This is a genomic window from Nocardia brevicatena NBRC 12119, from assembly GCF_000308495.1.
GTDB classification, from domain to species: domain Bacteria; phylum Actinomycetota; class Actinomycetes; order Mycobacteriales; family Mycobacteriaceae; genus Nocardia; species Nocardia brevicatena.
In genome coordinates, this window is the sequence record NZ_BAFU01000064.1 from 15,247 (window position 1) to 41,295 (window position 26,049).

Annotated in this window: 24 protein-coding genes; 7 read left to right on the forward strand and 17 right to left on the reverse strand. The window is 69.0% G+C overall.

Annotated elements, in window-relative coordinates:
- The first annotated feature begins 79 nt into the window (after nt 1–79).
- Nucleotides 80–958 carry an SDR family NAD(P)-dependent oxidoreductase gene (locus tag ON20_RS17030; RefSeq protein ID WP_051162687.1) on the forward strand — a complete coding sequence of 293 codons (879 nt, stop codon included), beginning with the start codon at nt 80–82 and terminating at the stop codon, nt 956–958.
- A gap of 462 nt (nt 959–1,420) precedes the next feature.
- On the opposite strand, the gene ON20_RS41240 is transcribed toward ON20_RS17030, so the two are convergent.
- The 4 genes from ON20_RS41240 to ON20_RS17045 all read right to left on the reverse strand — a co-directional run bounded on the left by ON20_RS41240 (nt 1,421) and on the right by ON20_RS17045 (nt 4,764).
- Nucleotides 1,421–1,603, reverse strand: coding sequence for a hypothetical protein (locus ON20_RS41240; protein WP_245547279.1), 183 nt, complete (start codon nt 1,601–1,603; stop codon nt 1,421–1,423).
- Between the two features lie 24 nt (nt 1,604–1,627).
- A complete protein-coding gene (locus tag ON20_RS41245; RefSeq protein ID WP_245547280.1) occupies nt 1,628–1,822 on the reverse strand; it encodes a helix-turn-helix domain-containing protein in 195 nt (64 codons plus the stop codon).
- 222 nt (nt 1,823–2,044) lie between these two features.
- Nucleotides 2,045–2,536, reverse strand: a complete 492-nt coding sequence (locus ON20_RS17040; RefSeq protein ID WP_040836730.1) for a beta-class carbonic anhydrase — start codon at nt 2,534–2,536, stop codon at nt 2,045–2,047.
- A 479-nt stretch (nt 2,537–3,015) separates the two neighbouring features.
- Entirely contained in the window at nt 3,016–4,764 is a 1,749-nt protein-coding gene (locus ON20_RS17045; protein WP_040836732.1) for a proline--tRNA ligase, read from the reverse strand.
- Nucleotides 4,765–4,995: 231 nt separating this feature from the next.
- On the opposite strand from ON20_RS17045, the gene yaaA reads away from it, so the two are divergent.
- Together yaaA and ON20_RS17055 are read left to right on the forward strand one after the other, a co-directional pair.
- The gene (yaaA, locus tag ON20_RS17050; protein WP_040836733.1) at nt 4,996–5,739 is read left to right on the forward strand and encodes a peroxide stress protein YaaA; all 744 of its coding nucleotides are present in this window, start codon (nt 4,996–4,998) and stop codon (nt 5,737–5,739) included.
- A gap of 173 nt (nt 5,740–5,912) precedes the next feature.
- On the forward strand, nt 5,913–6,323 hold the full coding sequence (locus ON20_RS17055) for a PPOX class F420-dependent oxidoreductase (protein WP_040836735.1): 411 nt from the start codon (nt 5,913–5,915) through the stop codon (nt 6,321–6,323).
- 147 nt (nt 6,324–6,470) lie between these two features.
- Here ON20_RS17055 and ON20_RS17060 read toward each other — a convergent pair whose 3' ends face one another.
- Together ON20_RS17060 and cobA are read right to left on the reverse strand one after the other, a co-directional pair.
- Complete coding sequence (locus ON20_RS17060) at nt 6,471–7,967, reverse strand: MFS transporter (RefSeq protein WP_040836738.1); 1,497 nt, start codon at nt 7,965–7,967, stop codon at nt 6,471–6,473.
- Between the two features lie 6 nt (nt 7,968–7,973).
- A complete protein-coding gene (gene cobA / locus ON20_RS17065) occupies nt 7,974–9,251 on the reverse strand; it encodes a uroporphyrinogen-III C-methyltransferase (RefSeq protein ID WP_051162670.1) in 1,278 nt (425 codons plus the stop codon).
- Between the two features lie 241 nt (nt 9,252–9,492).
- On the opposite strand from cobA, the gene ON20_RS17070 reads away from it, so the two are divergent.
- Together ON20_RS17070 and ON20_RS17075 are read left to right on the forward strand one after the other, a co-directional pair.
- The gene (locus ON20_RS17070; protein ID WP_040836739.1) at nt 9,493–10,623 is read left to right on the forward strand and encodes a phosphotransferase family protein; all 1,131 of its coding nucleotides are present in this window, start codon (nt 9,493–9,495) and stop codon (nt 10,621–10,623) included.
- A gap of 4 nt (nt 10,624–10,627) precedes the next feature.
- A complete protein-coding gene (locus ON20_RS17075; protein ID WP_051162673.1) occupies nt 10,628–11,758 on the forward strand; it encodes an Rv3169 family protein in 1,131 nt (376 codons plus the stop codon).
- A gap of 16 nt (nt 11,759–11,774) precedes the next feature.
- On the opposite strand, the gene ON20_RS17080 is transcribed toward ON20_RS17075, so the two are convergent.
- Complete coding sequence (locus ON20_RS17080; protein WP_051162675.1) at nt 11,775–12,125, reverse strand: cupin domain-containing protein; 351 nt, start codon at nt 12,123–12,125, stop codon at nt 11,775–11,777.
- A gap of 71 nt (nt 12,126–12,196) precedes the next feature.
- Here ON20_RS17080 and ON20_RS17085 point away from each other — a divergent pair, with 71 nt between their 5' ends.
- The gene (locus ON20_RS17085) at nt 12,197–13,183 is read left to right on the forward strand and encodes a helix-turn-helix domain-containing protein (RefSeq protein ID WP_245547281.1); all 987 of its coding nucleotides are present in this window, start codon (nt 12,197–12,199) and stop codon (nt 13,181–13,183) included.
- Between the two features lie 382 nt (nt 13,184–13,565).
- Here the strand turns inward: ON20_RS17085 and ON20_RS17090 are convergent, their stop codons facing one another.
- From ON20_RS17090 to mqo, 6 genes are all read right to left on the reverse strand, one after another.
- Complete coding sequence (locus ON20_RS17090; protein ID WP_245547282.1) at nt 13,566–13,985, reverse strand: cobalamin biosynthesis protein; 420 nt, start codon at nt 13,983–13,985, stop codon at nt 13,566–13,568.
- Complete coding sequence (locus ON20_RS17095; RefSeq protein WP_040836741.1) at nt 13,972–15,444, reverse strand: cobyrinic acid a,c-diamide synthase CobB; 1,473 nt, start codon at nt 15,442–15,444, stop codon at nt 13,972–13,974. Before ON20_RS17095 ends, ON20_RS17090 begins: the two co-directional genes overlap by 14 nt.
- Nucleotides 15,445–15,481: 37 nt before the next feature.
- Nucleotides 15,482–16,096 carry a cob(I)yrinic acid a,c-diamide adenosyltransferase gene (gene cobO, locus ON20_RS17100; protein ID WP_040836742.1) on the reverse strand — a complete coding sequence of 205 codons (615 nt, stop codon included), beginning with the start codon at nt 16,094–16,096 and terminating at the stop codon, nt 15,482–15,484.
- Nucleotides 16,097–16,175: 79 nt separating this feature from the next.
- Nucleotides 16,176–18,239 carry a magnesium chelatase subunit D family protein gene (locus tag ON20_RS17105; RefSeq protein WP_051162689.1) on the reverse strand — a complete coding sequence of 688 codons (2,064 nt, stop codon included), beginning with the start codon at nt 18,237–18,239 and terminating at the stop codon, nt 16,176–16,178.
- Between the two features lie 77 nt (nt 18,240–18,316).
- On the reverse strand, nt 18,317–18,766 hold the full coding sequence (locus ON20_RS17110) for a GNAT family N-acetyltransferase (protein WP_040836743.1): 450 nt from the start codon (nt 18,764–18,766) through the stop codon (nt 18,317–18,319).
- A 126-nt stretch (nt 18,767–18,892) separates the two neighbouring features.
- On the reverse strand, nt 18,893–20,413 hold the full coding sequence (gene mqo, locus ON20_RS17115) for a malate dehydrogenase (quinone) (RefSeq protein WP_040836745.1): 1,521 nt from the start codon (nt 20,411–20,413) through the stop codon (nt 18,893–18,895).
- Nucleotides 20,414–20,874: 461 nt separating this feature from the next.
- On the opposite strand from mqo, the gene ON20_RS17120 reads away from it, so the two are divergent.
- The gene (locus ON20_RS17120; protein ID WP_040836815.1) at nt 20,875–21,894 is read left to right on the forward strand and encodes an alpha/beta hydrolase; all 1,020 of its coding nucleotides are present in this window, start codon (nt 20,875–20,877) and stop codon (nt 21,892–21,894) included.
- Nucleotides 21,895–21,898: 4 nt separating this feature from the next.
- On the opposite strand, the gene ON20_RS17125 is transcribed toward ON20_RS17120, so the two are convergent.
- The 4 genes from ON20_RS17125 to ON20_RS17140 all read right to left on the reverse strand — a co-directional run bounded on the left by ON20_RS17125 (nt 21,899) and on the right by ON20_RS17140 (nt 26,049).
- Nucleotides 21,899–22,462, reverse strand: coding sequence for a hypothetical protein (locus ON20_RS17125; RefSeq protein ID WP_040836817.1), 564 nt, complete (start codon nt 22,460–22,462; stop codon nt 21,899–21,901).
- Nucleotides 22,463–22,600: 138 nt separating this feature from the next.
- Nucleotides 22,601–24,217, reverse strand: a complete 1,617-nt coding sequence (locus tag ON20_RS17130) for a cobyric acid synthase (RefSeq protein WP_051162677.1) — start codon at nt 24,215–24,217, stop codon at nt 22,601–22,603.
- Nucleotides 24,214–25,077 carry a type I methionyl aminopeptidase gene (map, locus tag ON20_RS17135; protein ID WP_040836819.1) on the reverse strand — a complete coding sequence of 288 codons (864 nt, stop codon included), beginning with the start codon at nt 25,075–25,077 and terminating at the stop codon, nt 24,214–24,216. Before map ends, ON20_RS17130 begins: the two co-directional genes overlap by 4 nt.
- A gap of 156 nt (nt 25,078–25,233) precedes the next feature.
- Nucleotides 25,234–26,049, reverse strand: coding sequence for a GntR family transcriptional regulator (locus ON20_RS17140; protein WP_245547283.1), 816 nt, complete (start codon nt 26,047–26,049; stop codon nt 25,234–25,236).

The window sequence follows — 26,049 nt, forward strand, 5'->3', positions numbered from 1 at the left end:
TTGGAGCCAAGTGTTTAGACTCAAGAGTCCAAAAGTCGCCGGGTAGACGCCCGGAGCTGCTCATCCCATGGAGGTCTCGATGAAAACCGTGGTGATCACCGGCGGAACCGACGGCATCGGCAAGGCGCTCGCCCTGACCTATCTGAAGCGCGGCGACCGCGTCGTCGCCATCGGTACGAACCCCACCAAGGGCCGAACGCTCCACGACGCCGCGGCCACGCTCGGCGCGACCGACCGGCTCGAGTTCATTCGAGCGGATCTGAGCCTGGTAGCCGAGAACCAGCGGGTGCTCGACCGGATCACCGGCACCTACCCGGTCGTCGATGTCCTGGTGCTCGGCGCACGGTACTACCGGTCGCAGCGCGCGGTGACCGCGGAGGGATTCGAGGCCAATTTCGCCCTCTTCTACCTGAGCCGCTACCTACTCGGACACGGGCTGGTCGCCCATATGGAACGAGCGGCCACGCCGGTGCTGGTGGATCTGTCCGGTCCCGGCGGCGATCTCTCCCATATCCGGTGGGCCGACCTCCAATTCGGCCGCTCCTACGACCCGGACGCGATCATGCACCAGTGCGGCAAACTCAGCGACCTGCTCGCGGTCGCGTTCACCCACCGCTACCCACACAGCCGCATCCGCTACCTGCTCCTGCATCCAGGTCTCACCGCCACCGGTTTCACCGGCGACTATTCCCCGGCCGACGCGGCCGTGGTCGCCGGTATGCGGAACCGCGCCCAGCCCGTCGAAACCGCCCTCGCCCGCATCCTGCCCCACCTGGACAACCCGCCGTCGGCCCCGTTGTCCGCCTTCATGCAGGACACCCCTGTCGATATCGGTGGCGCAGCGTTCGACCCCGCCGCGGCCGAACGCCTGGCCCGCCACACGGAGAAACTGCTGAGCTCCACGGGCCTTTCCCAGGGCCACCGGCACGGATACCGGGACGCGCCCGGGCCACGGTAGCTCGATGCCGGTCCGTCCGATCACCGTTACGGTGACGCGGTGGGCGTGATTTCACACATCGACCGGTTCAACGCGCGGCATCCATGGAGCCACAACGACTTCTACGGAGGCCGGGCGGTCGATCGAGTCGCATCGAGGACGCCCGCAGTGCCCTCGACATCGGCTGCGGCACAGGGGATCCGATCGACCGTCTGCGAACGCGGATCGAACGGGTGACCGGGATCGGACCGGACCCCGAACGGCACGCGTGGCAGCGACACACTCCGCCGACATCCCGTCCGCGGTGATCGAACGAAAACGATTCGAACAGTGCGAGCCGACCCGCCGGTGGGATGCGATCACATCCTCTACGAGGATCGAAATGCGATAGCGGCTCGCGAAGTCCCGAGACACCGTGACCTGCGACGGCTGCGCACCCTCCGGCAGCGGCCGAGACCAGCGGATATTCAACGGCTCGGACTGCTAGGCGAGCTTGATTTCCCCGTCGCGGTAGGTGAAACAGTTCGAGAAGTAGGTGGCCGAATCCTTCGACCTGCCCTTCTTCTCGAATTGCGGATACCCGCCCTGTTTGCGCCAGAACCTGTCGAACGCGCCCTGGAGGTTTCGCAGAGCCGGCTGCAGCGGTCCTTTCGACGGTTCCGCCAACCACGCGGTGTCGGGGTCGCGCTTTCACTGCGTCGGCATCAGGGACGTATCGGCGTAGTCGACGCGCCGCTGCTGCCGGGTCCAGGCTCGGGAGCGCTCCGCCAGTGCCCGGTTGTACACGTAGCGGACACAGCCGAAGGTCACCGAAAGCTGTTGCGCTTGACCGGAAGTCGGATAAAAGCGGTACTTGTACGCCCGCCTCACCACCGCAACCCCCATGCTCGAGACGGTAACAGGCCGGCGCGTCACAGCCGAACCGATGCGCTGTCCCCGCCCTGAAGGGCGGGGTTCGCGCGCTACGCTTTCCGATGGCCTCGGCCCGCTTCCGACGGCGGCGGCAGCGTCCACGTCACCGCCGAATCCCGGCCGTACCCGACTTTCGGCCGTTTCGGAGAGGCCGCGATCGTCGGTCCTCTCGGGCCTTCCTCGTGTCGACCCGGCTCAGGACAGCACCTCGTCGAGCTTGCCGGTGGCGACGTCGAAGACGAAGCCGCGCAGGGAGGTCGTCTTGGTGATGAACGGGCTGTTCTCGATGCGTCGAATCGATTGGCGCACATCCCCGTCGAGGTCCGGGAACGACTCCGCCGACCAAGCGGGCTCGAGACCGACCTCGTCCCGGATGGCGCGTTTGAACTCGTCGTCGGTGAAGGTCAGCATGCCGCAGTCGGTGTGGTGGATGAGGATGATCTCCGTCGTACCCAGCAGTCGCTGACTGATGGCCAGCGAGCGCACCTCGTCATCGGTGATCACCCCGCCCGCGTTCCGAATGACATGCGCTTCACCTTCTTTCAGGCCGAGGATTCGGTAGATGTCCAGCCGGGCGTCCATGCACGCCACCACGGCGACATGTTTGCTCGGCGGCAGCGGGAGCGGCCCGCCGAATTGGGCGGCGTATTCGGCATTGTTGGCCAGGTACTCGTCGGTCACGGACATGTTCGCTCCTTTGCCGAGGTGAGGTGAAGACATTCACATGTATGCATCGACGGTGCCGGGAGGTGGCGCTCGAGGCGAGGTATTCGCTCACGGTGAGTTAATACCCCGCGGAGGTGTCCGTGCGCCGTATCCGCTATGAGTCCAATGGCGGCCCCGAGGTCCTCTTCACCGAAGAGGCTCCGGTGCCGGAATCCGGGCCAGGTGAGCTGCTGGTCCGTACCGAAGCGATCGGGTCACGCTGCCTGTCGTACGAAAAGCGCGCGAGGCCCCCGAACCCGACCCGCTCGCCGGCGGATGTCCTTCCTTGTCCCGGTCCCGCGACGCGGGGCGTGTCGTGCTGTTACATCGGCTTTCGAGACCGGGAAGCGGCCCATGTGACACCACCGGACAGTGAACTGCGTCACTACGCACGCCGGCAGACGGCTCCGGCGTGATCCGCGCCGGGGCCGTCTGCGGTCTGTTGTCCGCGCTCGGAGCGGTCAGCCCCGCACTCGGGACAGGACCGTCTCCACTGCCGAATCGGCCGGGATATCGGTGGCCTCACCGCTGAACCGGTCGCGCAGTTCGATCTTGCCCTCGGTCCAGCCGCGGCCGATCACCAGCACATACGGCATACCGAGCAGTTCGGCGTCCTTGAACTTCACCCCGGGCGAGGCGGTGCGGTCGTCGAAGAGGACATCCAGGCCCTGGGCGTCCAACGTGGCAACGACCTGTTCGGCGCCAGCGCGAGCGGCCTCGTCCTTGTTGGCGATCACCACGTGCACGTCGTAAGGGGCGACCTCGGACGGCCAGCGCAGGCCCTTGTCGTCATGCTGCTGTTCGGCGATGACGGCGACCATCCGGGAGACACCGATACCGTAGGAGCCCATGATGAGGCGGACCGGTTTACCGTTCTCGCCGAGGACGTCGACCTCGAAGGCGTCGGTGTACTTGTAGCCGAGCTGGAAGATATGGCCGATCTCGATACCACGGGCGGAGACCAGGGTGCCACGCCCGTCGGGCGAGGGGTCGCCGTCGCGGACCTCGGCGGCCTCGATGGTGCCATCGGGAGTGAAATCGCGGCCCACGACCAGGCCCACAACATGTTTGCCGGGTTCGTCGGCGCCGGTGATCCACGAGGTGCCGGGCACCACGCGCGGGTCGACGAGGTAGCGAACACCATTGGCCTGCAAAGCCTTCGGGCCGATATAACCCTTCACCAAGAACGGGTTGGCGGCGAAGTCGGCATCGGTGAGCAATTCCACCTCGGCCGGTTCGACGGAGGCCCCCAGACGTTTGCCGTCGACCTCGCGGTCACCGGGGACACCGATACCGACGATCTCGATCTTGCCGTCGGGCCGGCGCAGTTTCACCATGACGTTCTTCAAGGTGTCGGCGGCGGTGACGGGACGGTCGCAGACCCCCGCCCTGTTGGCCCACTCGACGAGAGTGGCAATGGTGGGGGTGTCCGGGGTGTCGTGCACGACGGCCTCGGGCAGGCCCTCGATCGGCAGCGGGTCGGGGGCGGGGGTGATCACGGCCTCGACATTCGCCGCGTAGCCCGACTCACGGCATGTCACGTAGGTGTCCTCGCCGACCGGGCTGTTGGCCAGGAACTCCTCGGACGCGCTGCCGCCCATGGCGCCGGAGGTGGCGGCGACGATCACATACTCGATGCCGAGCCGATCGAAGATGCGCTGGTATGCCTGGCGGTGGGCGTCATAGCTGGCCTTCAGCCCGGCTTCGTCGAGATCGAAGGAGTAGGAGTCCTTCATGATGAACTCGCGGCCGCGCAGGATACCGGCGCGCGGGCGTTCCTCGTCGCGGTATTTGGTCTGGATCTGGTACAGGATGACCGGCAAATCCTTGTAGGAGCTGTACTCGCCCTTGACGGTGAGCGCGAACAGTTCCTCATGGGTGGGGCCGAGCAGATAGTCGGCACCCTTGCGGTCCTGCAGGCGGAACAGGCCGTCGCCGTATTCGGTCCAGCGGTTGGTGGTCTCGTACGGGTCGCGCGGCAGCAGCGCGGGCAGCGAGATCTCCTGCGCGCCGATGGTATTCATCTCCTGGCGCACCACCTCCTCCACCTTGTGCAGCACCCGCAGGCCCAGCGGCAGCCACGTGTACACGCCCGGCGCGATCCGACGCACGTAGCCGGCGCGCACCAGCAGCTTGTGGCTGGGCACCTCGGCATCGGCGGGATCGTCGCGCAACGTACGGAGGAACAATCGGGACAGGCGGGTGATCACGGTTGCCCAGCGTAGCCCCTGCCTCGATGCTGCTCACAACGCATTCCCGGCTTCGCGCCGCAATGTCGGCACCGGCGGCTTCGGCCGGGTGAACAGGCCGGATACACCCTTCGCGGGTCGGCCGGTCGGATAACACCGCAACGCCCGTCGAGCGCCCGTGGGCGACGGCCCCGGACCGCGCCGGCGGGGCGGAGCCGTGACCGCCGCGGGCCCCCGCTACCGTGTCTGCTCGTGCTGGTGCTGCTTCCCCCCTCCGAAACGAAATCCGACGGCGGCACCGGGGCACCCCTGGATGTGTCCGCGCTCGCGTTTCCGAAACTCGAGGCGGTACGCGAACAGTTGGTCGAGGCGGTCGTGGAGTTGGCCGCCGATCCGGCGGCCTCCCGGAAGGCGCTCGGCCTGGGCGCGCACGCCGACGCCGAGATCGCACGTAATGCCGTGCTGCGCACCTCCCCCACCCGGCCGGCGCTGGAACGCTACACCGGTGTTCTCTACGACGCCCTGGACGCGGGCTCGCTCACCAAGGCACAGCGGGCGAAGGCCTACGCCCGGCTCGCGATCGGATCGGCGCTGTTCGGCGCGGTCCGGGCCGGCGATCCGATACCGGCCTACCGACTGTCCGGCGGAACCAAACTGCCGGGACTTCCCACCCTCTCCGCGGTGTGGCGCGACCATCTCGGCCCGGCCCTACAGGAGGCCGCGGCCGGCGAACTGGTGATCGACCTGCGGTCGGGAACCTATCAACAACTCGGCCGCGTACCGGGTGCCGTTACCGCGTCCGTCCTCACCGAATATCCGGATGGTTCCCGCACGGTGGTGAGTCATTTCAACAAACACCACAAGGGTCTGCTCACTCGCGCACTGGTGCTCACCCGGGCCGAGCCCACCGATATCCGCGGCGTCGCCCGGGTCGCGTCCAAGGCCGGGTTGCGCATCGAAACCGCCTCGCCCACCGAACTACTCGTCATCACGTAACGCTTCCGCCGCCACCGACTCGCCATGAGAACCGAACCGGCCATGCCGGCCGGGACCTGGGAAACCCTCGAAGTGCACACCGGGCGAAAGCGGATCGATCCCACGGTTTGTACTCCGCCCGCCGATCCTTCTCCTCCGGAATGCCCCGGCAGGCAATCCGGTTGTCTTCGAGCGTGACCGATATCGCGCTCTCCGACACAGTGAAGAAGTACCTCGACGAGACCAAGGTGTTCGCCACCGTGGCCACCATCGGCCGGGACGGACATCCGCATCTCACCGTCATCTGGCTCGAACGCGACGGCGACGAACTGCTCTACTCCACCACCGTCGACCGGGCGCAGGCCAAGAACCTCGCCCGCGATCCGAGGGTGACGGTGATGCTCAACCCGCCGGACAACCCGTATGTCTACGCCGAGATCCGCGGCACGGCCACCGTCACCCCCGACCTCGAACGGGCGCTGCCCGACCGGCTGTCGCGGAAGTACACGGGCAAGCCGTATGCCGAGTTCAACCCGGCCTCGAAGAACGACGGCGAGCGCGTGGTGGTGCGGGTGAGGCCGACGAAGATCACCGGGCGTATGTGAGCGGTCGCGCGGCAGCACTCCGATCGCCGCAGCGGCGAGGCGATCTTCGGCCATCTCTTCCGCTGCGCCGGTCCGGGGCCGCGCCCCGGACACCGGGAGGACGGCCATACCTCCCGGGCTCGTCATATTCTCCGCACCGCGGGCGGATCACTCCATATCGCCGGAAGCCTGTGCCGCTTCCTGCGCGTGCTGAGCCCTGGCCACCTCGTCGGCGGTATAGCGCAAGGTGAGTGCGATCAGGCCCACCAGCAGTGCCCCGATGGCGGCGACGAACAACACCAGCGTGTACCCGCTGCCCAGTGCGACGATCTCGGCCGGTGTCATATCGGCCGGCTTACCGGTGCGTCCGCCCTCGGACAGGGTGCGGGAGGCCGCGATGGGGGTGAGCACGCCGATCGCGACGGGGGTGCCCAGATTCAAAAACATCTGGCCGACCGCCGACAGCGGACCGATATCGTCCGGCGGCACCCCGACCAGGACGCACAGCGGGATCAGCACCATGGCCACCCCGATGCCGAAGCCGATCACCACGAACAATGGCAGCAGGGTGGTCCAGTACTCCACGCCGCCGTCCAGGGTCGAGCCATACAGCAGGCCCGCGACCAGCACCACCGACGCGCTCACCAGCAGCCAGCGCGGCGCGATCCGCATCGCCATTTTCGATGCCAGTGCGCTGCCGGCGCCGACTCCGAGGGTGAACGGGATGAACGAGATCCCGGCCAGCAGCGGGCTGTATCCCACCACGTTCTGCACGAAGAGCCCGGAGAAATAGGTGGTGGCACCCAGGACACCGCTGGCGAGCAGGATCACCACGAAGGTGGAGACCCGGTCCCGGCTGTCGAACAACGACCACGGCAGCAGCGGATTGTCCACATAGCGTTCCGCGAAGATGAAGACCACCAGCAGCACCACACCGCCGATCAGCGACCCGTAGACGGCCGGGCTGCCCCAGCCGAGTTCCGGTCCCTCGGTGGCGCCGAAGACGATGGCCGCGCAGGCCAGCGTGCCGATTGCCGCGCCCCGGATGTCCAGGGTGAGCCGGTGGTGATCGGTATCACGCAGCGCGAAGACGGCCCCGAGCACGATGAGCACGCCGATCGGCACATTGATCAGGAAGATCCAGCGCCAGCTCGCCTCGGTGAGGGCACCGCCGATCACGAGACCGCCGACCGAACCGACCGCCACCATGGACCCGAAGATCGCGAAGGCCTGATTGCGGACCCGGCCCGGCGCGAAGGTGCCGGCCACCAACGCGAACGCGGTGGGCGCGGCGAGCGCGGCACCGGTGCCCTGGAAGGCTCGCGCGGCGATGAGCATCCACTGGTTCTGCGCGAACCCGCACAACAGCGAGGCCAGCGTGAACAGTGCCACCCCCAGGACGAACATGCGACGCCGGCCGAACGAGTCCCCGATCCGACCGCCGAGCAGCATGAGCCCGGCGAACGGCAACCCGTAGGCGGTGACCGTCCAGGCGCTGCCGGAACCCGTCAGCCCCATCTCTTCCTGGAGCCGGGGCAGGGCCAGAATCACCACGGTGCCGTCCAGCACCACCATGAGCTGCAACCCGCTCAGTACGAGAATGGCGAGGCCGAAGGCCCGCTTGGTCACCGGGTACTGCGTCGTCGCCGCGGGGTTATCGAGCACAATTGGTCACTGTAACGGACTGTTCTCGGCGTCCCGGGGCGCGGGATCGGCGTCGAACGCCGCGGTCGGTCCGATCACCACGATGGCGGGCGGTCGGATTCCTTCGGCGCGGACCCGTTCGGCGACGGTATCGAGGCGGGCCCGCAGGACCCGCTGGCCGCGCAGCGTGCCCTCCTGGATGACGGTGACCGGGGTGTCGGTGGATCGGCCGCCGTCGAGCAGCGCGGTCGCGAACTGTCCGATCCGCTCCACCGCCATCATCAGCACGATCGTGCCGCGCAACCGGGCCAGGGCCGGCCAGTCGACCAGCGAGTCCGGGTGGTCCGGTGCGATGTGGCCGCTCACCACCACGAACTCGTGGGTCACCCCGCGGTGGGTGACCGGGATACCCGCCGCGGCCGGAACCGCGATAGAGCTGGTGACGCCCGGGACCACGGTCACCGGGACCCCGGCCGCGACGCAGGCCTCCAGTTCCTCGTAGCCGCGGCCGAACACATACGGATCACCGCCCTTGAGCCGCACCACGAACTTGCCGGCTCTTGCTCCGTCGACGAGGGTCGTATTGATCGCCTCCTGCGCCATGGCCCGCCCGTACGGGATCTTGGCGGCGTCCACAACCTCCACGTCGGGACCGAGTTCGGCGAGCAGTTCCGGTGGGGCGAGCCGGTCGGCGACCACCAGATCGGCGCGCGCCAGCAGGCGCCGGCCGCGTACGGTGATCAGGTCCGGGTCGCCGGGTCCGCCGCCGACCAGCGCCACGCCCGGGGTCATCGGGGTGACGTCATCGGTCACCGTTCCCGACTGCAGGGCCTCGAGCAGCGCGGTGCGCACCGCCGCCGAGCGCCGATGCGCACCGCCCGCCAGGACGCCGAGGGTGAGTCCCTCGTATCGGGCGGTGGCCGGGGTGACGGCCGTACCGCGGCGGGCGATATCGGCGCGCACGCAGAAGACACGCCGCGAGGTCGCCTCGGCGACCACGGCGGCATTGGTTTCGGGCTCGTCGGTGCAGGCGATGGCGTACCAGGCGCCGTCGAGATCGCCGGGATCGTATTCGCGCAGCGTGAGGGTGATCTGTCCCGCGGTGGCCATCCCCTCCACCGCGGGCGTCACCTCGCGCGCGATCACGTGCACGTCGGCGCCGGAGGCGATGAGCAGACCGAGCCGGCGCTGTGCGACCGAGCCGCCACCGACGACAACGACCTTTCGTCCGTTCAGATCCAGTCCGACCAGGTAATTCGGGTCCCCGCCCGATAGGTGGTCGGTATCGGTTGACGTATTCGGCACAAGTCTCGAGCCTACGTCCTGCGCCGGCGGGCCCGGTCGTCGGCCGGACTCGGCCGAGCAGGCGGTCCACGAACGAACGATCGTGCGCACTTCCTTCGAAGGGAACGGAGCGATCAATTTCCGCGCTTCGCCTCCGAGCGAGGGTGGAACGGGTTACAGTCTCTCCGCAAACGGGCGGACTCGGTAACCCCTGCCATCGGTCCGTCCGCGCCACCACCGCATGGCGCCAGGAGGGACGACGATGCCGGACAACCCCGCCCCCACCGATCGCCGCCGGCTCACCACCGGCGGACGTGATCTGCACACCCTCGCCGAGGACCTCGCGCAATGGTTGGGTATCCGGGTCGGTGCCGACCGGAAGCCGGAGATCAGCGCGCTGTCACGGCCGCGGGCGGGAGGGATGTCGAGTTCGTCGGTGCTGTTCGAGGCGCAGTGGACCGTGGACGGAGTGGCCGACAGCGGTTCGTTCGTGGTACGGATGGCGCCGGACGCCGACGCCTTCCCGGTTTTCGAAACCTACGACCTGGAGCTGCAATACACGGTGATGTCCGGTGTCGCGGCGACCACCGATGTGCCGATCCCGCCGCTGCGCTGGCTGGAAACCGACGAGAAAACGCTCGGTGTGCCGTTTTTCGTGATGGACCGGGTGGAGGGGCAGGTGCCGGGCGACAACCCGCCGTATGTGTTCGCCGGGTGGCTCCACGACGCGACCGTCGCGGAACGGGCCCGGCTCACCGAGGCCACGGTGGATATGTTGGCCCGGATTCACGCCATCCCCGAGCCCGCGCAGCGGTTTCCGGTGTTGGACGGGCCGGGTTCGACGTTGCGTCGGCATCTTGATGCGCAACGACGCTGGTATCAATGGGCGCTCGTCGACGAGGGCTACGAGATCCCACTGATCGAGCGAGCCTTCGAATGGCTGGAGCGCAACTTCCCCGACGATCCCGGTCCGGACGTGTTGAGCTGGGGTGATTCTCGCCCGGGCAATATCATCTACCGTGATTTCACCCCGGTCGCAGTCCTGGACTGGGAGATGGCGGCCCTGGGTCCACGCGAACTGGATCTGGCGTGGATGATCTTCCTGCACCGCTTCTTCCAGGACATCGCGCTCCGGTTCCGCCTGCCCGGCCTGCCCGATTTCATGCGCCGCTCCGACGTGGTCGCGCGCTACGAGCGCAGCAGTGGCCACACGGTTCGCGACCTCGACTTCCACCTCGTGTACGCCGCGCTGCGGCATGCCATCGTGATCGCCCGGATGAAGCTGCGGATGATCGGCATGGGCGAGGACACCGCCCCGGACGATCCGGACGACTACGTCATGCACCGAGCGTGTTTGGAAAAGCTGCTCGCCGGAACCTACGAATGGGATTGACGCCATGACCGACCCCCTCGCCCGCACCCCGGGCCCGGCACCCGGTCCACTGGACGAGTTCCCCATCCACCAGGCACCCCTGCCGATCTCCCGTTCGGTGAGCAGCGACCGGAACTTCTACGACCGCAGCTATTTCAACGCCCACGACCGAGCGGGTGGGACCATGCTGGTCACCGGCTTCGGCGTGTACCCGAACCTCGGGGTGGTGGACGGTTACGCCGCGATTCGCCGCGGCGACGAGGTGCGCACGGTGCGGTTCTCCGACGCGCTCGGCGACCGGAACTTCGATATGAGCGTCGGGGGATACCGGATCGAGGTGGTGGACCCCCTGCGCCGGGTGCGGGTGATCTGCGAGCACGACGAACTCGCCTTCGATATGACCTGGACGGGCGCGTTCCCGGCGGTGCAGGAACAACCGCATCTGGTACTCAGCGGTAACCGGCCGATCATCGAAGCGTCCCGTTTCGCGCAGGTGGGCTCCTGGGCCGGCGCCCTGCACATCGATGGCCGCGACATCACCGTCGATCCCTCGGTGTGGACCGGTACGCGGGACCGTTCCTGGGGTATACGCCCCCTCGGCGAGGCCGAACCACCCGGGCGTACGGCCGACGAACCGTCCGGTGGGTTCTGGTGGCTGTATGTTCCATTGCGTTTCGACGATTTCGCCGTTGTGGTGATCGTGCAGGAGGAACCCGACGGACACCGCATCCTCAACGACGCGGTGCGGGTGTGGCCGGACGGTCGGGTGGAGCAACTCGGCTGGCCGCGTATCACCTTCGACTATCTGCCCGGCACCCGGCATCCGCGGGGTGCGCGGATGGAGCTCACCGCCTCCGACGGGAAACCACTGGATATCGAGATCCGCACACTCACCGGTATCCCGCTGCATGTGGGCTGCGGTTACGGCGGCGATCCGGACTGGCAGCACGGGCAGTGGAAGGGACGGAACTGGTCGTCGTCGAGCCGCTACGACCTCACCGACCCCACCGTCGCCGCCCGCGTCCCCTACGGCGTCACCGACCATGTGGCGCACGCCTGCTGTGGTGACGCCGTGGGCTGGGGGCTATTCGAACACGCCAGCGTCGGACGACACGATCCGACGGGTTTCACGGATTGGTCCTCTGTGGCGCCGTAGCGTTTTCGGATTGGCGCTATCCCTCGGGGTAGAAGACGAACAGCACGCAGCCGGTCGCGGTCTGCGGCACGTGCCAGGAGCCGGCCGGGGCGTGGATGAACGAACCGGTCGGGTAGTCGCGGACGCCGTCGTTGAAGGTGCCGGAGACGACGAACACCTCCTCCGGTCCGGGGCTGTGCACGTCGACACCTTCCCTACGGCTCCCGGCCGCCATTTCCAGGACATGCGCGCTCGCCCCGCGGGAACCGGACCAGAGCGACCGCAGGTGAATACCGGGAAAGAGTTCCCGTACCGGGGCGTCGGCCACCGTCGACCAGGTGTAGCCGGGCATATCCGGTCCGTTTTCGGGGCGGGGGGTTTCGGTCATACGGCCAAGGGTGCCGGCGGCACCGGCAGGCTCCCAGTGTCTCGAAAGACATTATTCGGTACTTTCTTGCCATGGCCGACTTTTCCGCCATGGCCGATCCGCACGTGTCCGAGGGTCGGCATCAGGTTGCCGTCCTGGTGAAACCGCCGCAGGCGCCCTTCGAACTGGGCTGTGCCGTGGAGGTTTTCGGCACACCGCGCACGGGACTGCCCTCCCACTACGACCTCCGGGTGTGCACGGAGCGTCCCGGCGAGGTCGCGACCACGGCCGGCTACGGGATGCTGGTCCCGGACGGGTTATCGATGCTCGACACCGCGGATACGGTCTTGATCCCCGGCTGGCTGCCGGTCGACGCACCACTGGCCCCCGCGGTCCGGCATGCCTTGCTCCGGGCGCACGAACGCGGGGCGCGGCTGGTCTCGATCTGCACGGGCGCCTTCGCCTTGGCCCAGACCGGTTTGCTCGATGATCGGATCGCGACCACGCACTGGGGGCGCACGGCAGAACTGTGTCGGCGCTTCCCGCGGATACGGGTCGATCCCGACGTGCTGTACGTCGACCACGGCGATATCGCGACCAGCGCCGGGGCGGGCGCCGGAATCGACCTGTGCCTACACCTGGTGCGCACCGACCACGGCGCCGCATACGCCGCACGACTGGCCCGGTACATGGTCATGCCGCCGCACCGCGAAGGCGGCCAGGCACAGTATGTACCGACGCCCACCGCACCGACCGGCGGCGATTCCCTTGCCGCGCTGCTGCACTGGGTCCTCGGCCGCCTGGACCGGCCTATCGGCCTATCCGATATGGCCGCCGAGGCCGGGCTCTCCCCGCGCACCCTGGCCCGCAGATTCGACGAGCAATTGGGCATCGCCCCTGGGCGCTGGCTGCTCATCCAGCGTGTCACCGCCGCCCGCGCCCTGCTGGAGGAGACCGACCTGCCGATCGAATCCATAGCCGCCCGGGTCGGCCTCGGCTCGGCGACCAATCTGCGCCGCCGATTCCACACTGTTGTCGGTACCACCCCGGCCGCCTACCGCCGCACGTTCCGCGGTTGACTCCACCGACCGTCGTCTCCGGCCGATTCGCCGATGGAGTGACGGCACTCGCGACGGATCGTCGGCCGACGATCGATCCCGGTGCGCGGCGGCGATCTTGTGATCGGTGACCGAGGAGGACGCGCCGGATACGCTCGACACGATGATGACCACGCCGCGGCCCGAATGACCACGCTACCGCCGTCGGGTGCCGGCGAGTCGGTACCGATCGCCGCGGCCCGCCGACCAACAGCCGTCCCCGCACCGTGGTCGTGGGCATGTGCACGGTGCCGAACGCCGGCGCAGCGGCCACGGCGGCCTTGCGTTGCGCGATATCACCCCGTGCCCGCCGATCGGGTCGTCGGCCCCGGGTGGTGTCCGAAGAACAGCTGTCGCGGCGCGCTCAGGGGGCGATCGCCGCGGCGATGACGATTCCGTCGACCGTGCGCCGGGGTAGGAACAGGTCGCCGCCGCCTGCCAGAAGGGCCGCCGCCTCGGCGACGCCGGGGATGCCGAGCGCGGCGGCCGTTCGTGGAGACGGGTTCGGCACCGCCACCCCGGCGAGCGCGTCGGCGGAGTAGAAGCGGATCGGAATACCGAGTGCGGCCGCGGCGGCGCGCGGACCGGGCTCGCCGGCGCGGCGGTCGATCGTCGCCAGGCAAGCGATGCGTCGCCGGGGCAAAACCTCGGCCAGCGCCGCGAGGATACGTTCCGGCGCCGTATTCGGGCGCAGACCCAGACCTACCGCCAACGCGTTCGGTGGCGCCGGGGCGGGCATATCACCGGAGGCGAACCGGGCGCCCGGACGGTCAGATCGTGACACGGCGGCGGGCGTAGGCCGCGGCGGCGGCGACGAAACGGTACACCGCCGCCGGATACCCGGCCGGATGGGTGTGCAGGTAGGAGGCATGCACCTGCCCGACCAGGGCACCTTCCCGGATCCGCTCCCCCGCCGCCCGCCAACCCCAGACCGACGGGCGGGTACCGCGGTCCCGCAGGCGGGTGCGGTGGAATTCGTGGCCGCGAACCCGTTCACCGGCCCGCCACAGCGGCGAATCCACCAGGGCCACCGCATCACGGTAGCCGAGGGTCAGGCGGGGACCGAATTCCGCGGCCGCGTCGATCACTCCGGCCATCGGGTGACCGTCCAGGGACCCGGTCAGATACAGCAGGCCCGCGCATTCGGCATGGATCGGCAGGCCGCGACGTGCCTGCTCGGCCACCGCGAAGCGCAGCGCGGTGTTGGCTGCCAGGACTGCCGCGTGTACCTCGGGGAAGCCGCCGGGCAGGACCAGCCCGGCGGTCCCGGCGGGCAGAGTGTCGTGCAGCGGATCGAAGACAACCACCTGCGCGCCCGCGGCGACGAGTAGTTCACGGTGCTCGGCGTAGCCGAAGGTGAAGGCCGGACCGCCGGCCACGGCGACCAGCGGCGCGATATCCGATACGGACGTCGACGGCCGCGGCGCGGAGTGGAGCGCCGCCGAAGCGGACGGCGACGATCCGACCGCTGCCCGATCCGCGACCCGGCCGGCCTCCAGTTCGCGGGCGGCATCCCAACTCGGGCCCACCGCGGTCGGGGCGGCCAGAGCCGCGACAGCGGACAGGTCGATATGCTCGGCGGCCAAGGCCGTCATGGCCTCGACCGCGGTGGTGGCGGCGACGCCGTGTTCGACGGCGGGGACAAGGCCCAGGTGCCGGGACGGCACCTCGAGTTCGGCCAGCCGGGGCAGAGCGCCCAGGACCGGCAGGCCGACCCGGTCGCAGGCGGCGCGCAACACCTGTTCGTGGCGAACGCTACCGACCCGGTTCAGGATGACGCCGCCGAGGCGGACCGCCGTATCGAAGGTGGCGAAACCGTGCAGGAGCGCGGCGAGACTCTGGCTGTGGCCGCGCGCATCCACCACGAGCACCACCGGAAGGCCGAGCAGGGCGGCGACCTGGGCTGTCGACCCCTCGGCGACCGGGCCATGGAACTGTTCGTCGATCCGCCCGTCGAACAGTCCCATAACACCCTCGACCACCGCGAGATCACAGTCGTGGCACCCGTGCCGGTACAGTGGCGCGATTCGGTCCACGCCGACCAACACCGGGTCCAGATTGCGGCCGGGACGGCCGGCGGCGAGCCCGTGATAGCCGGGATCGATATAGTCCGGGCCCACCTTGAACGGCGCCACCCGATACCCTGCCCGGCGCAGCGCGCCCACCAGTCCGGTGGAGACGGTCGTCTTCCCGCTGCCCGACGCGGGCGCCGCGATCACCACCCCCCGCGCGGGCGAATTCACGGCCGCCCCGCCCCGTCCGGCGCACGGGTGTGGGCGGTCACCATTCGATGCCTCGCTGGCCCTTGCGGCCGGCGTCCATGGGGTGGCGGATCTTGGTCATCTCGGTGACCAGGTCGGCGGCTTCGAGCAGGGTGGCCGGGGCATCACGGCCGGTGACGATCACATGCTGGTTGCCGGGCCGGTTGCGCAGGGTTTCCACGACCTCGTCGATATCGACCCACCCCCATTTCATCGGATAGGTGAATTCGTCCAGGACGTAGAACCGGTGCTCCTCGGCGGCGAGCCGGCGGGCGATCTCCCGCCATCCCGCGAGCGCGGCGGCGGCGTGATCGGTTTCGGTGCCCTGTTTACGGCTCCAGGACCAGCCTTCGCCCATCTTGTGCCACTGCACCGGCCCGCCCGCGCCGGTTTCCTCGTGCAATCGGCCGAGTACGCGGAAGGCCGCTTCCTCACCGACCTTCCATTTGGCGCTCTTGACGAATTGGAACACCGCGATATCGAAGCCCTGGTTCCAGGCCCGCAGCGCCATTCCGAAGGCGGCGGTGGATTTACCCTTGCCCGGGCCGGTGTGCACCGCCAGCACCGGCTGGTTTCGCCGCTGTCTGGTGGTGAGACCGTCGTCGGGGATGGCATCCGGCACCCCTTTGGGCATCGAAACTCCTTGTCGTCTCCAGCGGCTCGGGTCGCCGGGTCGTCGAATGCGGCGCGGGCCGCGGGGTCATCGGAAACGGTCAGGCCGCCCGGGCCGCGCCCGGTGCGCCGGCCCGAACCACCTCGGCCACCGAGTCACCGGTCAACTCCGCCAGCCGCACGGTGACGCCGCGTAGCGTGTGGGCCAGTTCGGCGGCGAGGCCGAGGCGGATCATGCCGCGTTCGCAGTCGACGACGATCGAGGTGAGGTTCTCTCGGGCAAGCAGCCCGGCGGCGGTACGGGCCCGGGGCAGGGCGTCGCTGCCTCCGGTCGCGCGGCCGTCGGTGAGCAGGACCAGCATGGGGCGACGGTGCGGATCGCGGACGCGCTCGGCACGCACCACCTCGCGAGCCTTCAGCAATCCCGCCGCGAGGGGGGTCTTGCCACCGGTGCGGATATCGGCGAGCCTGCGGACGGCGATATCGACCGACGAGGTCGGCGGCAGGACCAGTTCGGCGTCCGCGCCACGCACGGTGATCACCGCGACCTTGTCACGTCGCTGGTAGGCATCGCGCAGCAGCGCCACAATGGCATCGGTGACGGCGGCCAGCCGGTCCCGGGCCGCCATCGAGCCGGAGACGTCGACCACGAACACCACCAGATTGCCTTCCCGGCCCTCGCGATACGCGCCCCGCAGGTCGCCGGGGGCGAAACGCAGCGGTCCGCCACGGCGTCCACGCGCGTACTGGTGTGGGGCGGCGGCGAAAACGGTGCCGAGCAGGTGCAGTCCCCCCGTGGATTCGGGGGTCGCGCGCACGACACGGCCCTGGCGGGTCCGAGCGCGGGAGCGGCGGCCGGGTGCGCCTTCGCCGATACCGGGAACCTCCCAGCGCGGCGGCCGGATTCGGGAGCGGGTCGCGTCCGCGGGCAGTTTTGCCCCGGTTTCCCGGGCAGCGGTGTCGGGGCGACCGTCGCCATCGGTCTCGCTCGGCCGGTTACCCGTTTCCGGAGGCCGGATGTCGCCGTTTCGGGTTCGATCGCCGTCCCGGGTGTGCGGGGGGTCCGCGTCGCGCGGCGTCTCACCCCCGCCGGGGGAATCCGGTCCACCGTCGGGGTCGTCGTCCCGGTCCGCGCCGCTGTCCGACCGGTCGCCGGTGTCCGCGGCCTGTTCGACCTGCTCGGCCGCCGACCGCATCGCCTCGTCCAGCTGTTCCTCGCTGATACCCGGCTCGTCGAACGGGTCACGCCGCCGCCGATGCGGCAGGGCGAGTTCGGCGGCGATCCGCACATCCTCGGCGGTGACGGTATCGCGCCCGCACCACGCCGCGTGCGCGACCGCTGTGCGGGCGACCACCAGGTCGGCCCGCATTCCATCGACCTCGAACGACGCGCACAGGGCCGCGATCCGACGCAGTTCCGTTTCGTTGAGCGTCACACCGGGCAGCCGGTCGCGCGCGGTGAGGATGCGGTCGGCGATTTCGGCGTCGGCATCGGCGTAGCGTGCGACGAACCCGGCCGGATCGGCCTCGTACTCGAGCCTGCCGCGTACCACCGCCATCCGCACCTCCACCTCGCGTGAGGCGGCGACGTCGACCGTGAGACCGAAGCGGTCCAGCAGCTGCGGCCGCAGCTCGCCCTCTTCCGGGTTCATGGTGCCGACGAGGACGAACCGCGCCGGATGGGAATGCGAGACGCCGTCGCGTTCGATATGCACTCGGCCCATGGCCGCCGCGTCCAGCAACACGTCCACCAGGTGGTCGTGCAGCAGGTTCACCTCGTCGACGTAGAGCACACCGTGGTGCGCCGCGGCCAGCAGACCGGGACGGAACGCCTGCTCACCGTCGCGCAGAATGCGTTCCAGGTCGAGCGAGCCGACGACCCGGTCCTCGGTGGCGCCCACCGGCAACTCCACCAGTCGGGCCGGACGCGCCCCGGTTTCGTCCACCACCGGTGGCAGCAGCCGCGCCAGCGCACGGACCACGGTGGATTTCGCGGTGCCCTTCTCCCCGCGGACCAGCACACCGCCGATACCGGGGTGCACGGCACACAGGATCAGCGCCAGCTGCAGCCGCTGCTGGCCCACCACCGCCGAGAACGGAAACCCGACATCGTCCCCGCTCGCTGGGCCCCCCGATGCGGAGCGCGTGGAACCACGGGACGGCAGGGCGGTCTCGGCATGCGACAGTGACACAGCCTCACTCTAGGGCGTCCCGGACAGCGCGCCGGAACGCCCCGCCTCCCTCAGCCCTTGCGCATGGGCACGTGGGGTACACCGCCCTCGTCGAATTCCTCGCCGTCGATCTCGAAACCGTGCCTGGTGTACAGATCGATCAGGTAGGTCTGCGCATTGATCCGCACGGTATGCGGCCCGGCCTCGGCGAGCGCGGCCTGCAGCAGGCGGGTGGTGTAGCCGTGGCCGCGGGCCGGAACGGCGGTGCACAGGTGGCCGATGCGGAAGGTCTTCACCCCGTCGTCGTGCTCTTCCCACAGCCGCACGGTGGCGATGATCTCACCCTCGTCGTCGAGCCAGAAATGCCTGGTCTCCGGCAGCAGGTCCAGCCCGTCCAGCTCCGGGTACGGACTTTTCTGCTCCACCACGAAAATTTCGACACGAAGCTTCAGCAGCTGGTACAGGGTCGCGGTGTCGAGATCCTGCGCCCACGACCGTCGGAGTTGAACCGTTGACATCATCGCGCCTTGCTATCACACTCGAGGCCCGTTTCAGAAGTTTTCGGGGCAAGGTGCGGGTTTCGTCACCGAATATCGCCTCTCACCGAGATCGGAGCGGCCCCGCGTGGTAAGGGGGGCGTCCGGTTGTTACGACGCGGGGGCGACCCGGCCGGCCCTGGCCCGATCGCCGGTGAGATGCAACGCCTTGGAGGTCCATTCCCACACCTCGGAGAACAGCGCCTTGTCCTCCGAGAGTTTCACACCCAGCGACGGCACCATTTCCTTCAACTTCGGGGTCCAGGCCGCATACTCCTGCGGGAAACAGCGTTCGAGCACGTCGAGCATGGCCGTCACGCAGGTGGACGCACCCGGGGAGGCGCCGAGCAGGCCGGCGATGGAGCCGTCCGCGGAGGCGATCACAGCGGTGCCCAGTTCGAGCACACCACCCACGCCCTGGCGACGGATCATCTGCACTCGCTGGCCGGCGGTGATGAGTTCCCAGTCGCGACCGTCGGCGCGTGGGATGAACTCCTCCATGGTGTACACCCGGCCGGTCTGCGATTTCATCAGCTCGGTGACGAGGTATTTGACCAGACCCAGTTCGGTGACCCCGACACCGAGCATGGGGGTGAGGTTGCCCGGTTTGATCGACTTGAACAGGTCGATGTTGGAACCGTCCTTGAGGAACTTCGGGGTCCAGCCGGCGTACGGACCGAACAGCAGGCCCGGTTTGCCGTTGATGACGCGGGTGTCCAGGTGTGGCACCGACATCGGCGGCGCGCCGACCGCGGCCTTGCCGTACACCTTGGCCTCGTGCCGGTCGATCAGATCGGGGTTGGTACAGCGCAGGAACTGGCCGGATACCGGGAACCCGGCAAAGCCCTTGATCTCGCGGATACCGGACTTCTGCAGCAGTGGCAGCGCGCCGCCGCCGGCGCCGACGAAGACGAATTCGGCGCTCACGGTGCGCCTGCGACGGGAGCGCAGATTGCGCACCGTGACCTTCCAGCCGCCGTCCCGCTGCTTGGCGAGATCGAGCACCTCGTGTCCGAAGGCGATTTCGGCACCGGTGGCGCCGATGTAGGCGAGCAGCTCCTTGGTGAGCGTGCCGAAGTCGATATCGGTGCCGCCGTCGGTCCAGTTGAGGGCGACGGGTTCGCTGAAGTCACGGCCGCGGGCCATGAGCGGTAGCCGGCGGGCGAACTCGTCGGGGCTGTCGATGTACTCCATACCCGGGAACAGCGGATTCGGGGCCAGCGTCTCGTAACGCCTGCGCAGGTATTGCACATCGTCGGCGCCGTGGACGAAGCTGACGTGCGGAATGGGGTTGATGAAGCCGGACGGGTCGCCGAGGATCCCGTTCTCCACCGCGTAGGCCCAGAACTGCCTGGAGACCTGGAAGCGTTCGTTGATATCGACGGCCTTGGTGACGTCCACCGAACCGTCGGGTTTCTGCGGGCTGTAGTTGAGCTCACACAGCGCCGAATGCCCGGTGCCCGCGTTGTTCCATGGATCGCTGCTCTCGGCGGCGGCGGCGTCCAACCGTTCGAACACCGTGATCGACCAGTCCGGCTGAAGCCGGCGCAGCAGCGCACCGAGAGTGGCGCTCATGATGCCGGCACCGATGAGAACGACATCGGTCTTTTCGGTCTGGGCAGTGTTCGGCACGGTGATCGACTTCCTCGTCCTGGTGCGCGGGGGACGCCTTATTGGGTGTTCCCCGCCTGGGCACGGCTGCTATGCGGTTGTGGCGAAAGGCTTGACGGTGGCGGCTTTCGCTGTGGGGCGCGGCCTTCGGTCGTGGAACCGAAGGAGCGGCGGGATGTAGGTTACCCGTCGTTCACCTAAGGCCAATTGTGCACCTCGCTACCCCGTGGACCTGCAGTGAGGAAGCGGATTGTGACGTAAATTCCTCCCGGCCCGACCCCGCGAAGCCCGGCCCACCCCAGATGCGCATGGCCGGAGCGGAGGCGGAGGTTTCGCCGATGCGCATGGCCGGAGCGGAGGCGGAGGTTTCGCCGATGCGCATGGCCGGAGCGGAGGCGGAGGTTTCGCCGATGCGCATGGCCGGAGCGGAGGCGGAGGTTTCGCCTACATTGGTTCCCGTGACGAACGAGACTGCGGTCGGAATGTCCGATACGGACCGCACCGGCCCTTGGCGCCCGGATATCCTCGGCACCGGCTATCAGCAGCGCACCCTGGACCTGGGTCCTGACCCGGACGGGGAGGGCGAGGTCTTCGCCACCCTGGTCCGGCATCTGCCCGACCCCCGGGCGGAGGCCGCCGCCGACACGGTGCTGTATGTGCATGGTTTCACCGACTATTTCTTCCAGAAGCATCTGGCCGAACACCTCACCGAGCGCGGTCACCGGTTCTACGCGCTGGACCTGCGCAAATGCGGACGTTCACTGCGGGACGGACAAAGCCCGCACTTCATCAGCGACCTGGCGCTCTACGACGCCGAACTGAACGAGTCGCTGCGCATCGTTCGCGAGGAAACCGGCTCGTCGGTGCTGATAATGGCCCATTCGACGGGCGGCCTGGTCACATCGCTGTGGCTGGACCGTCTCAACCGCGCCGAAGGGACGGCGGCGGCCGGAGTCAGCGGGGTGGTCCTCAACAGTCCGTGGTTCGATCTGCAGGGTCCGGCGTACCTGCGCAGCGCCGGTGTCACCCGAGCCATCGATGTCATGGGCCGGATCCGGCGCAGGGCTCCCGTGGCGCTGGCCAAGACCACCTCCTACGGCGACAGCCTGCACCACAGTGTCTCCGGGGAGTGGGAGTACAACCTGGACTGGAAGCCGCTGCCCGGCTTCCCCGTCCGCTTCGGCTGGCTGCGGGCGATCCGGCGAGGACATGCGCGACTGCAGCGGGGACTGGACATCGGGGTCCCGGCGCTGCTGCTGCGCTCCCGGGTGACGAAGTTCGCCTCGGCCTACTGCCCCGAGGTGGACGCGGCCGACGCGGTACTCGATGTGCAGCAGATCCAGCGCTGGGCAGGCTGCCTGGGCGACCGCACCAATATCGTGCCGATCGACGGCGCCCGCCACGACGTGTTCCTGTCCGCGGCCGAACCGCGGGCGACCGCGTTCGCGGAACTGGACGCCTGGCTGGACTGGCTGGCGAACCATCGCCGTATCCGGGCCTGAGGCGTCACCACATACTGGTCCGCAACACGATCTCGGTGGCGAACTCCTGGTCGGCCTCGGCGGCGACATTGTCGACGTCCAGGTCCACGACCCGGAATTCGCCGTATACGTAGCGGCCCGAGGCGTCGGCCACCGATCGCGGCAGTCCCTTGGTCACCAGCACGGTCGTGGGCAGTTCCACCGCCCTGCAGTCCGGGTCCAGGACGGTACCGCCGGCGTCGGGGACCGCGGGGTGCCCGCGGTCGGCGACCACGAGGCTGACGAACCGGCCGAACCCGGTCGCGCACACCTTCCACGCCACGGCGGCGCCCGCGCCGCGACCGGCGACGTTCACCCACGACACCCCGATATCGTCGAGCGTCGCATACACCCCCGCCGTATTCAGGTCCTCGGCCGTCTCGAACACGATGGTCCGCAGATCGGAACTGTGCAGCCGAGCACATACCCGGTCGTAGACGTCCGGTGGGTCCCCTGTATCGGGCAGCAGCAGCACACTGTGCTGCGTCACCGGTCCGTCGACCCGCACCGTCCAGGCCCGATCGCCGACCGCGATGCGCCGAGATTTCATGCCGAACGACGCTACACCGGACACGGGCGCCGGTGTAGCGCTCCGGGAAAACCGCCGGTGGATCGTAACCGCCCGATCACCGGGCATCACGGGGCGGCGACGGTCCGGGACGCGACGCATCCGTCGCCGACCGCGCGGCTACCGGCCGGCGAATCGGTCGATGCCGGAACAGGCGGCGAACCCGGGTGTGAGCACCGGCAGACCCACCGGCGCGCCCTCGGTGAGGAGACGTTCCAATTCGGGCAGGTCGAGGTGGTCGGCGACGAGATCGGCGAGCAGGTCCAGTTGCGCCGCGCGAACCGCCGCGACACGCGTGTCCGGGGCAACCGTGTACCCCGTGCGGCCGGCGCGCTCGGCGACCTCGGCGAGCCAGGCGCGACGGAAGTCGTCCGATTCCAGCAGGCCGTGCAGATGGGTGCCCCAGAGCGCACCGCGCACGGCGCCTTCCCCCGCGTCCGGGCCGCCGACGACCCGCAGCCAGGGGGCTTCGGCGAGGCGGCGAACCCGCCCGTGGTGGATCTCGTACCCGTCGCCGGGTATCCCCGCGAGGGCGGTCTCGGGCGCTCCTACGACCGACGTGCGCCGCAGGACCTTCGGTTCGGCGAATTCGACCTCCATATCGAACAGCCCGAGTCCCACCGTCTCGCCCGTCGCGGACTCCACCCGGTCGTCGATACGACGACCGAGCATCTGGTATCCGCCGCAGATCCCCAGGATCGGTCGGCCCGCCGCCGCCCGCCGCCGCAGCGCGTCCGCGAGGCCGGTGCGGTGCAGCCAGGCCAGATCGTCGACGGTGGACTTGCTGCCGGGCAGCACCACCAGGTCGGCGTCGGCGAGTCGGGACGGTTCGCTCACCCAGCGCACCGAGACCCCCGGTTCGCAGGCGAGCGCCTCGATATCGGTGGAATTGGAGATCCGGGGCATCCGGACGGCGGCGACGGTGAGCCAGTCGGCGCCTCTCGGCGGTGCGGGCCGCCCGACCGGCGCGTCCGCGACGGTGCCGAGCGAGTCCTCGGCGTCAATCCAGAGTTCGTCCCGGTAGGGCAGCACTCCCAGGGTGGGACGGCCGGTGAGTTCGGCCAGCCGGTCCAGGCCCGGCCGCAGCAGCTCCACGTCGCCGCGGAACTTGTTGACCACGAAGCCGGCGATGAGCCGCTGGTCGTCCGGTTCGAGCACGGCGAGGGTGCCGAACAGATGCGCGAGCACACCCCCGCGGTCGATATCGCCGACCACCAGCACCGGCAGTCCAGCCGCGCGGGCCAGCCCCATATTCGCCAGGTCGGTGGCGCGCAGGTTGATCTCGGCGGGTGAGCCCGCGCCCTCGCAGATCACCACGTCGAACTCGGCGCGCAGGGCGGCCAGTTCGGCGGCCACCACCTCACGCAGCCGCCGCCGGTGCCGGAAATAGTCGCGGGCCCCCACCGTGTCCACGGCCGCACCGCGCACCACCAGCTGGGAACGCCGGTCGCTACCCGGTTTGAGCAGGACGGGGTTGAACCGCACACTCGGCTCCAGCCCGCAGGCCCGGGCCTGGAGGGCTTGGGCACGGCCGATCTCACCACCGTCGAGGGTGACGACGGAGTTGTTCGACATGTTCTGCGCCTTGAACGGCGCCACCCGCACCCCGCGACGGGCCAGCATCCGGCAGATCCCGGCGACGAGCACGCTCTTGCCCGCATCGGAGGTGGTGCCGGCGACCAGCAGCGCGCCCCGGAGGCCGGGCCGCTCGGTCCCGGCACCGGCGGACGCGGTCACGGCAGGGTGAGGATTTCCGTGCCGGTTTCGGTGACGACCAGGGTGTGTTCGAACTGGGCGGTCCACTTGCGGTCCTTGGTGACCACGGTCCACCCGTCGTCCCAGATGTCGTAGGCGATACCGCCCAGGTTGATCATGGGTTCGATGGTGAAGGTCATGCCGGGTTCGATGACGGTCTCCACGGCGGGCTGGTCGTAGTGCAGGATCACCAGACCGCTGTGGAAGGTAGGGCCGACACCGTGACCGGTGAAATCGCGCACCACGCCGTAGCCGAAGCGATTGGCGTAGGACTCGATGACCCGCCCGATCACATTGAGCGCCCGCCCGGGCCGCACGGCCTTGATGGCGCGCATGGTGGCCTCTTCGGTGCGTTCGACGAGCAGACGGACCTCCTCGTCGACATCGCCCGCGAGGAAGGTGGCGTTGGTGTCGCCGTGCACGCCGTGGATATAGGCGGTGACGTCGATATTGACGATGTCACCGTCCTCGATGACCGTGGTGTCGGGGATACCGTGGCAGATCACCTCGTTGAGCGAGGTGCAGCACGATTTCGGGAACCCCTTGTAGCCGAGCGTCGAGGGATAGGCGCTGTGATCGCACAGGTATTCGTGCACGATCCGGTCCAATTCGTCGGTGGTGACCCCTGGCGCCACCGCCTTGCCCGCTTCGGCCAGGGCCTGCGCCGCCAACCGTCCGGCGATCCGCATCCTCTCGATGGTCTCCGGGGTCTGCACCCACGGTTCGCGCCCTTCGTTGGCGGTGGGTTTCCACGCGTACTCCGGTCGCTCGATACCGCGGGGGACCTCGCGAATGGGGGTAGGGGTTCCGGGGACTAGCGGCTGACGGGTACGCACGGACATGCGTCCAGAGTATCCGGACCGGGCGCCGCGGTCGTCGATACGGCGGCCGGATCCGCGCATCCGCACCCCGGCGACCGGAATACGGGGCGCGAGCGGTGTCGGGACGCCCGGGCGCGAACCGGCATCCCACGGCCGGGGGTCGGGTGGGGGTTCGGCTCAGCACATGGGGGCGCCGAGGCGCGCCTCGAACGCTATCCGGTCGCCTCGGTACAGCGTGCACATTCGTTCGATGGGCCGGCCGCCGCTATCCACGCTGCAGCGGGTGACCAGCATCAGGGGTATCCCGGGACCGCAGCCGAGCAGGGTGGTCTCGCGCGGGCCGGCGAGGATGGTCTCGATACGTTCGGTCGCACCGGAGTACTCGATTCCGGAATTGCTGATCGTAGTGTACAGCGAGGTGGTCGGATCGAACCCGGCGCGCAGCCAGCCGAACCGGTCCAGTGAGAGGTGAGTGGTCTCCAGGCCGATCGGTTCGTCGTCGGCCAGCAATATCCGCTCCAGGCACATCACCGGCGTCCCCGCGGCCAGGCCGAGATCGCGGGCGACCTCGCCCTCGGCGGGCTGGTCTTCCCAGGACAGCAGTGTCCGACCGGTTTTCCATCCGGGCCGGGCCGCCGCATCGGCCATGGACTCCAGCGCGAGCGGCTGCACCAGCTTCGACCGCCCCACCACCGTGCCCCGGCCGGCCCTGCGAATCCGGCCGGCCACCATGAGGTCCCGCAGCGCGTGACGGACGGTTTCCCGGGCGACTCCGAACCGGGCGGCCAATTCCCGTTCGGCGGGCACCGGGTCCCCCGCGTGCAGATCGGTGAGCAGCTGTTCGATCGCGCCGCGCACCCGATGCGCCTTCGACGGCGTTTCGGCACCCGCCGGCCCGGAATCCACCTCACCCGTCCCCCGCGTCTCGACGGTCCGCTGCCGAAAAAACTTGGCGCGGCTGGTGTATGGACGAGCCCCCTCCATCGGTTCCAT

Coding starts and splice junctions, on each gene's coding strand:
- ON20_RS17030 (WP_051162687.1), top strand. CDS start 80: ATGAAAACCGTGGTGATCACCGGCGGAACCGACGGCATCGGCAAGGCG.
- ON20_RS41245 (WP_245547280.1), bottom strand. CDS start 1,822: ATGGGGGTTGCGGTGGTGAGGCGGGCGTACAAGTACCGCTTTTATCCG.
- ON20_RS17040 (WP_040836730.1), bottom strand. CDS start 2,536: ATGTCCGTGACCGACGAGTACCTGGCCAACAATGCCGAATACGCCGCC.
- ON20_RS17070 (WP_040836739.1), top strand. CDS start 9,493: ATGCCGGACAACCCCGCCCCCACCGATCGCCGCCGGCTCACCACCGGC.
- ON20_RS17075 (WP_051162673.1), top strand. CDS start 10,628: ATGACCGACCCCCTCGCCCGCACCCCGGGCCCGGCACCCGGTCCACTG.
- ON20_RS17080 (WP_051162675.1), bottom strand. CDS start 12,125: ATGACCGAAACCCCCCGCCCCGAAAACGGACCGGATATGCCCGGCTAC.
- ON20_RS17085 (WP_245547281.1), top strand. CDS start 12,197: ATGGCCGACTTTTCCGCCATGGCCGATCCGCACGTGTCCGAGGGTCGG.
- cobO (WP_040836742.1), bottom strand. CDS start 16,096: ATGCCCAAAGGGGTGCCGGATGCCATCCCCGACGACGGTCTCACCACC.
- ON20_RS17110 (WP_040836743.1), bottom strand. CDS start 18,766: ATGATGTCAACGGTTCAACTCCGACGGTCGTGGGCGCAGGATCTCGAC.
- ON20_RS17120 (WP_040836815.1), top strand. CDS start 20,875: ATGTCCGATACGGACCGCACCGGCCCTTGGCGCCCGGATATCCTCGGC.
- ON20_RS17125 (WP_040836817.1), bottom strand. CDS start 22,462: ATGAAATCTCGGCGCATCGCGGTCGGCGATCGGGCCTGGACGGTGCGG.
- map (WP_040836819.1), bottom strand. CDS start 25,077: ATGTCCGTGCGTACCCGTCAGCCGCTAGTCCCCGGAACCCCTACCCCC.
- ON20_RS17140 (WP_245547283.1), bottom strand. CDS start 26,049: ATGGAACCGATGGAGGGGGCTCGTCCATACACCAGCCGCGCCAAGTTT.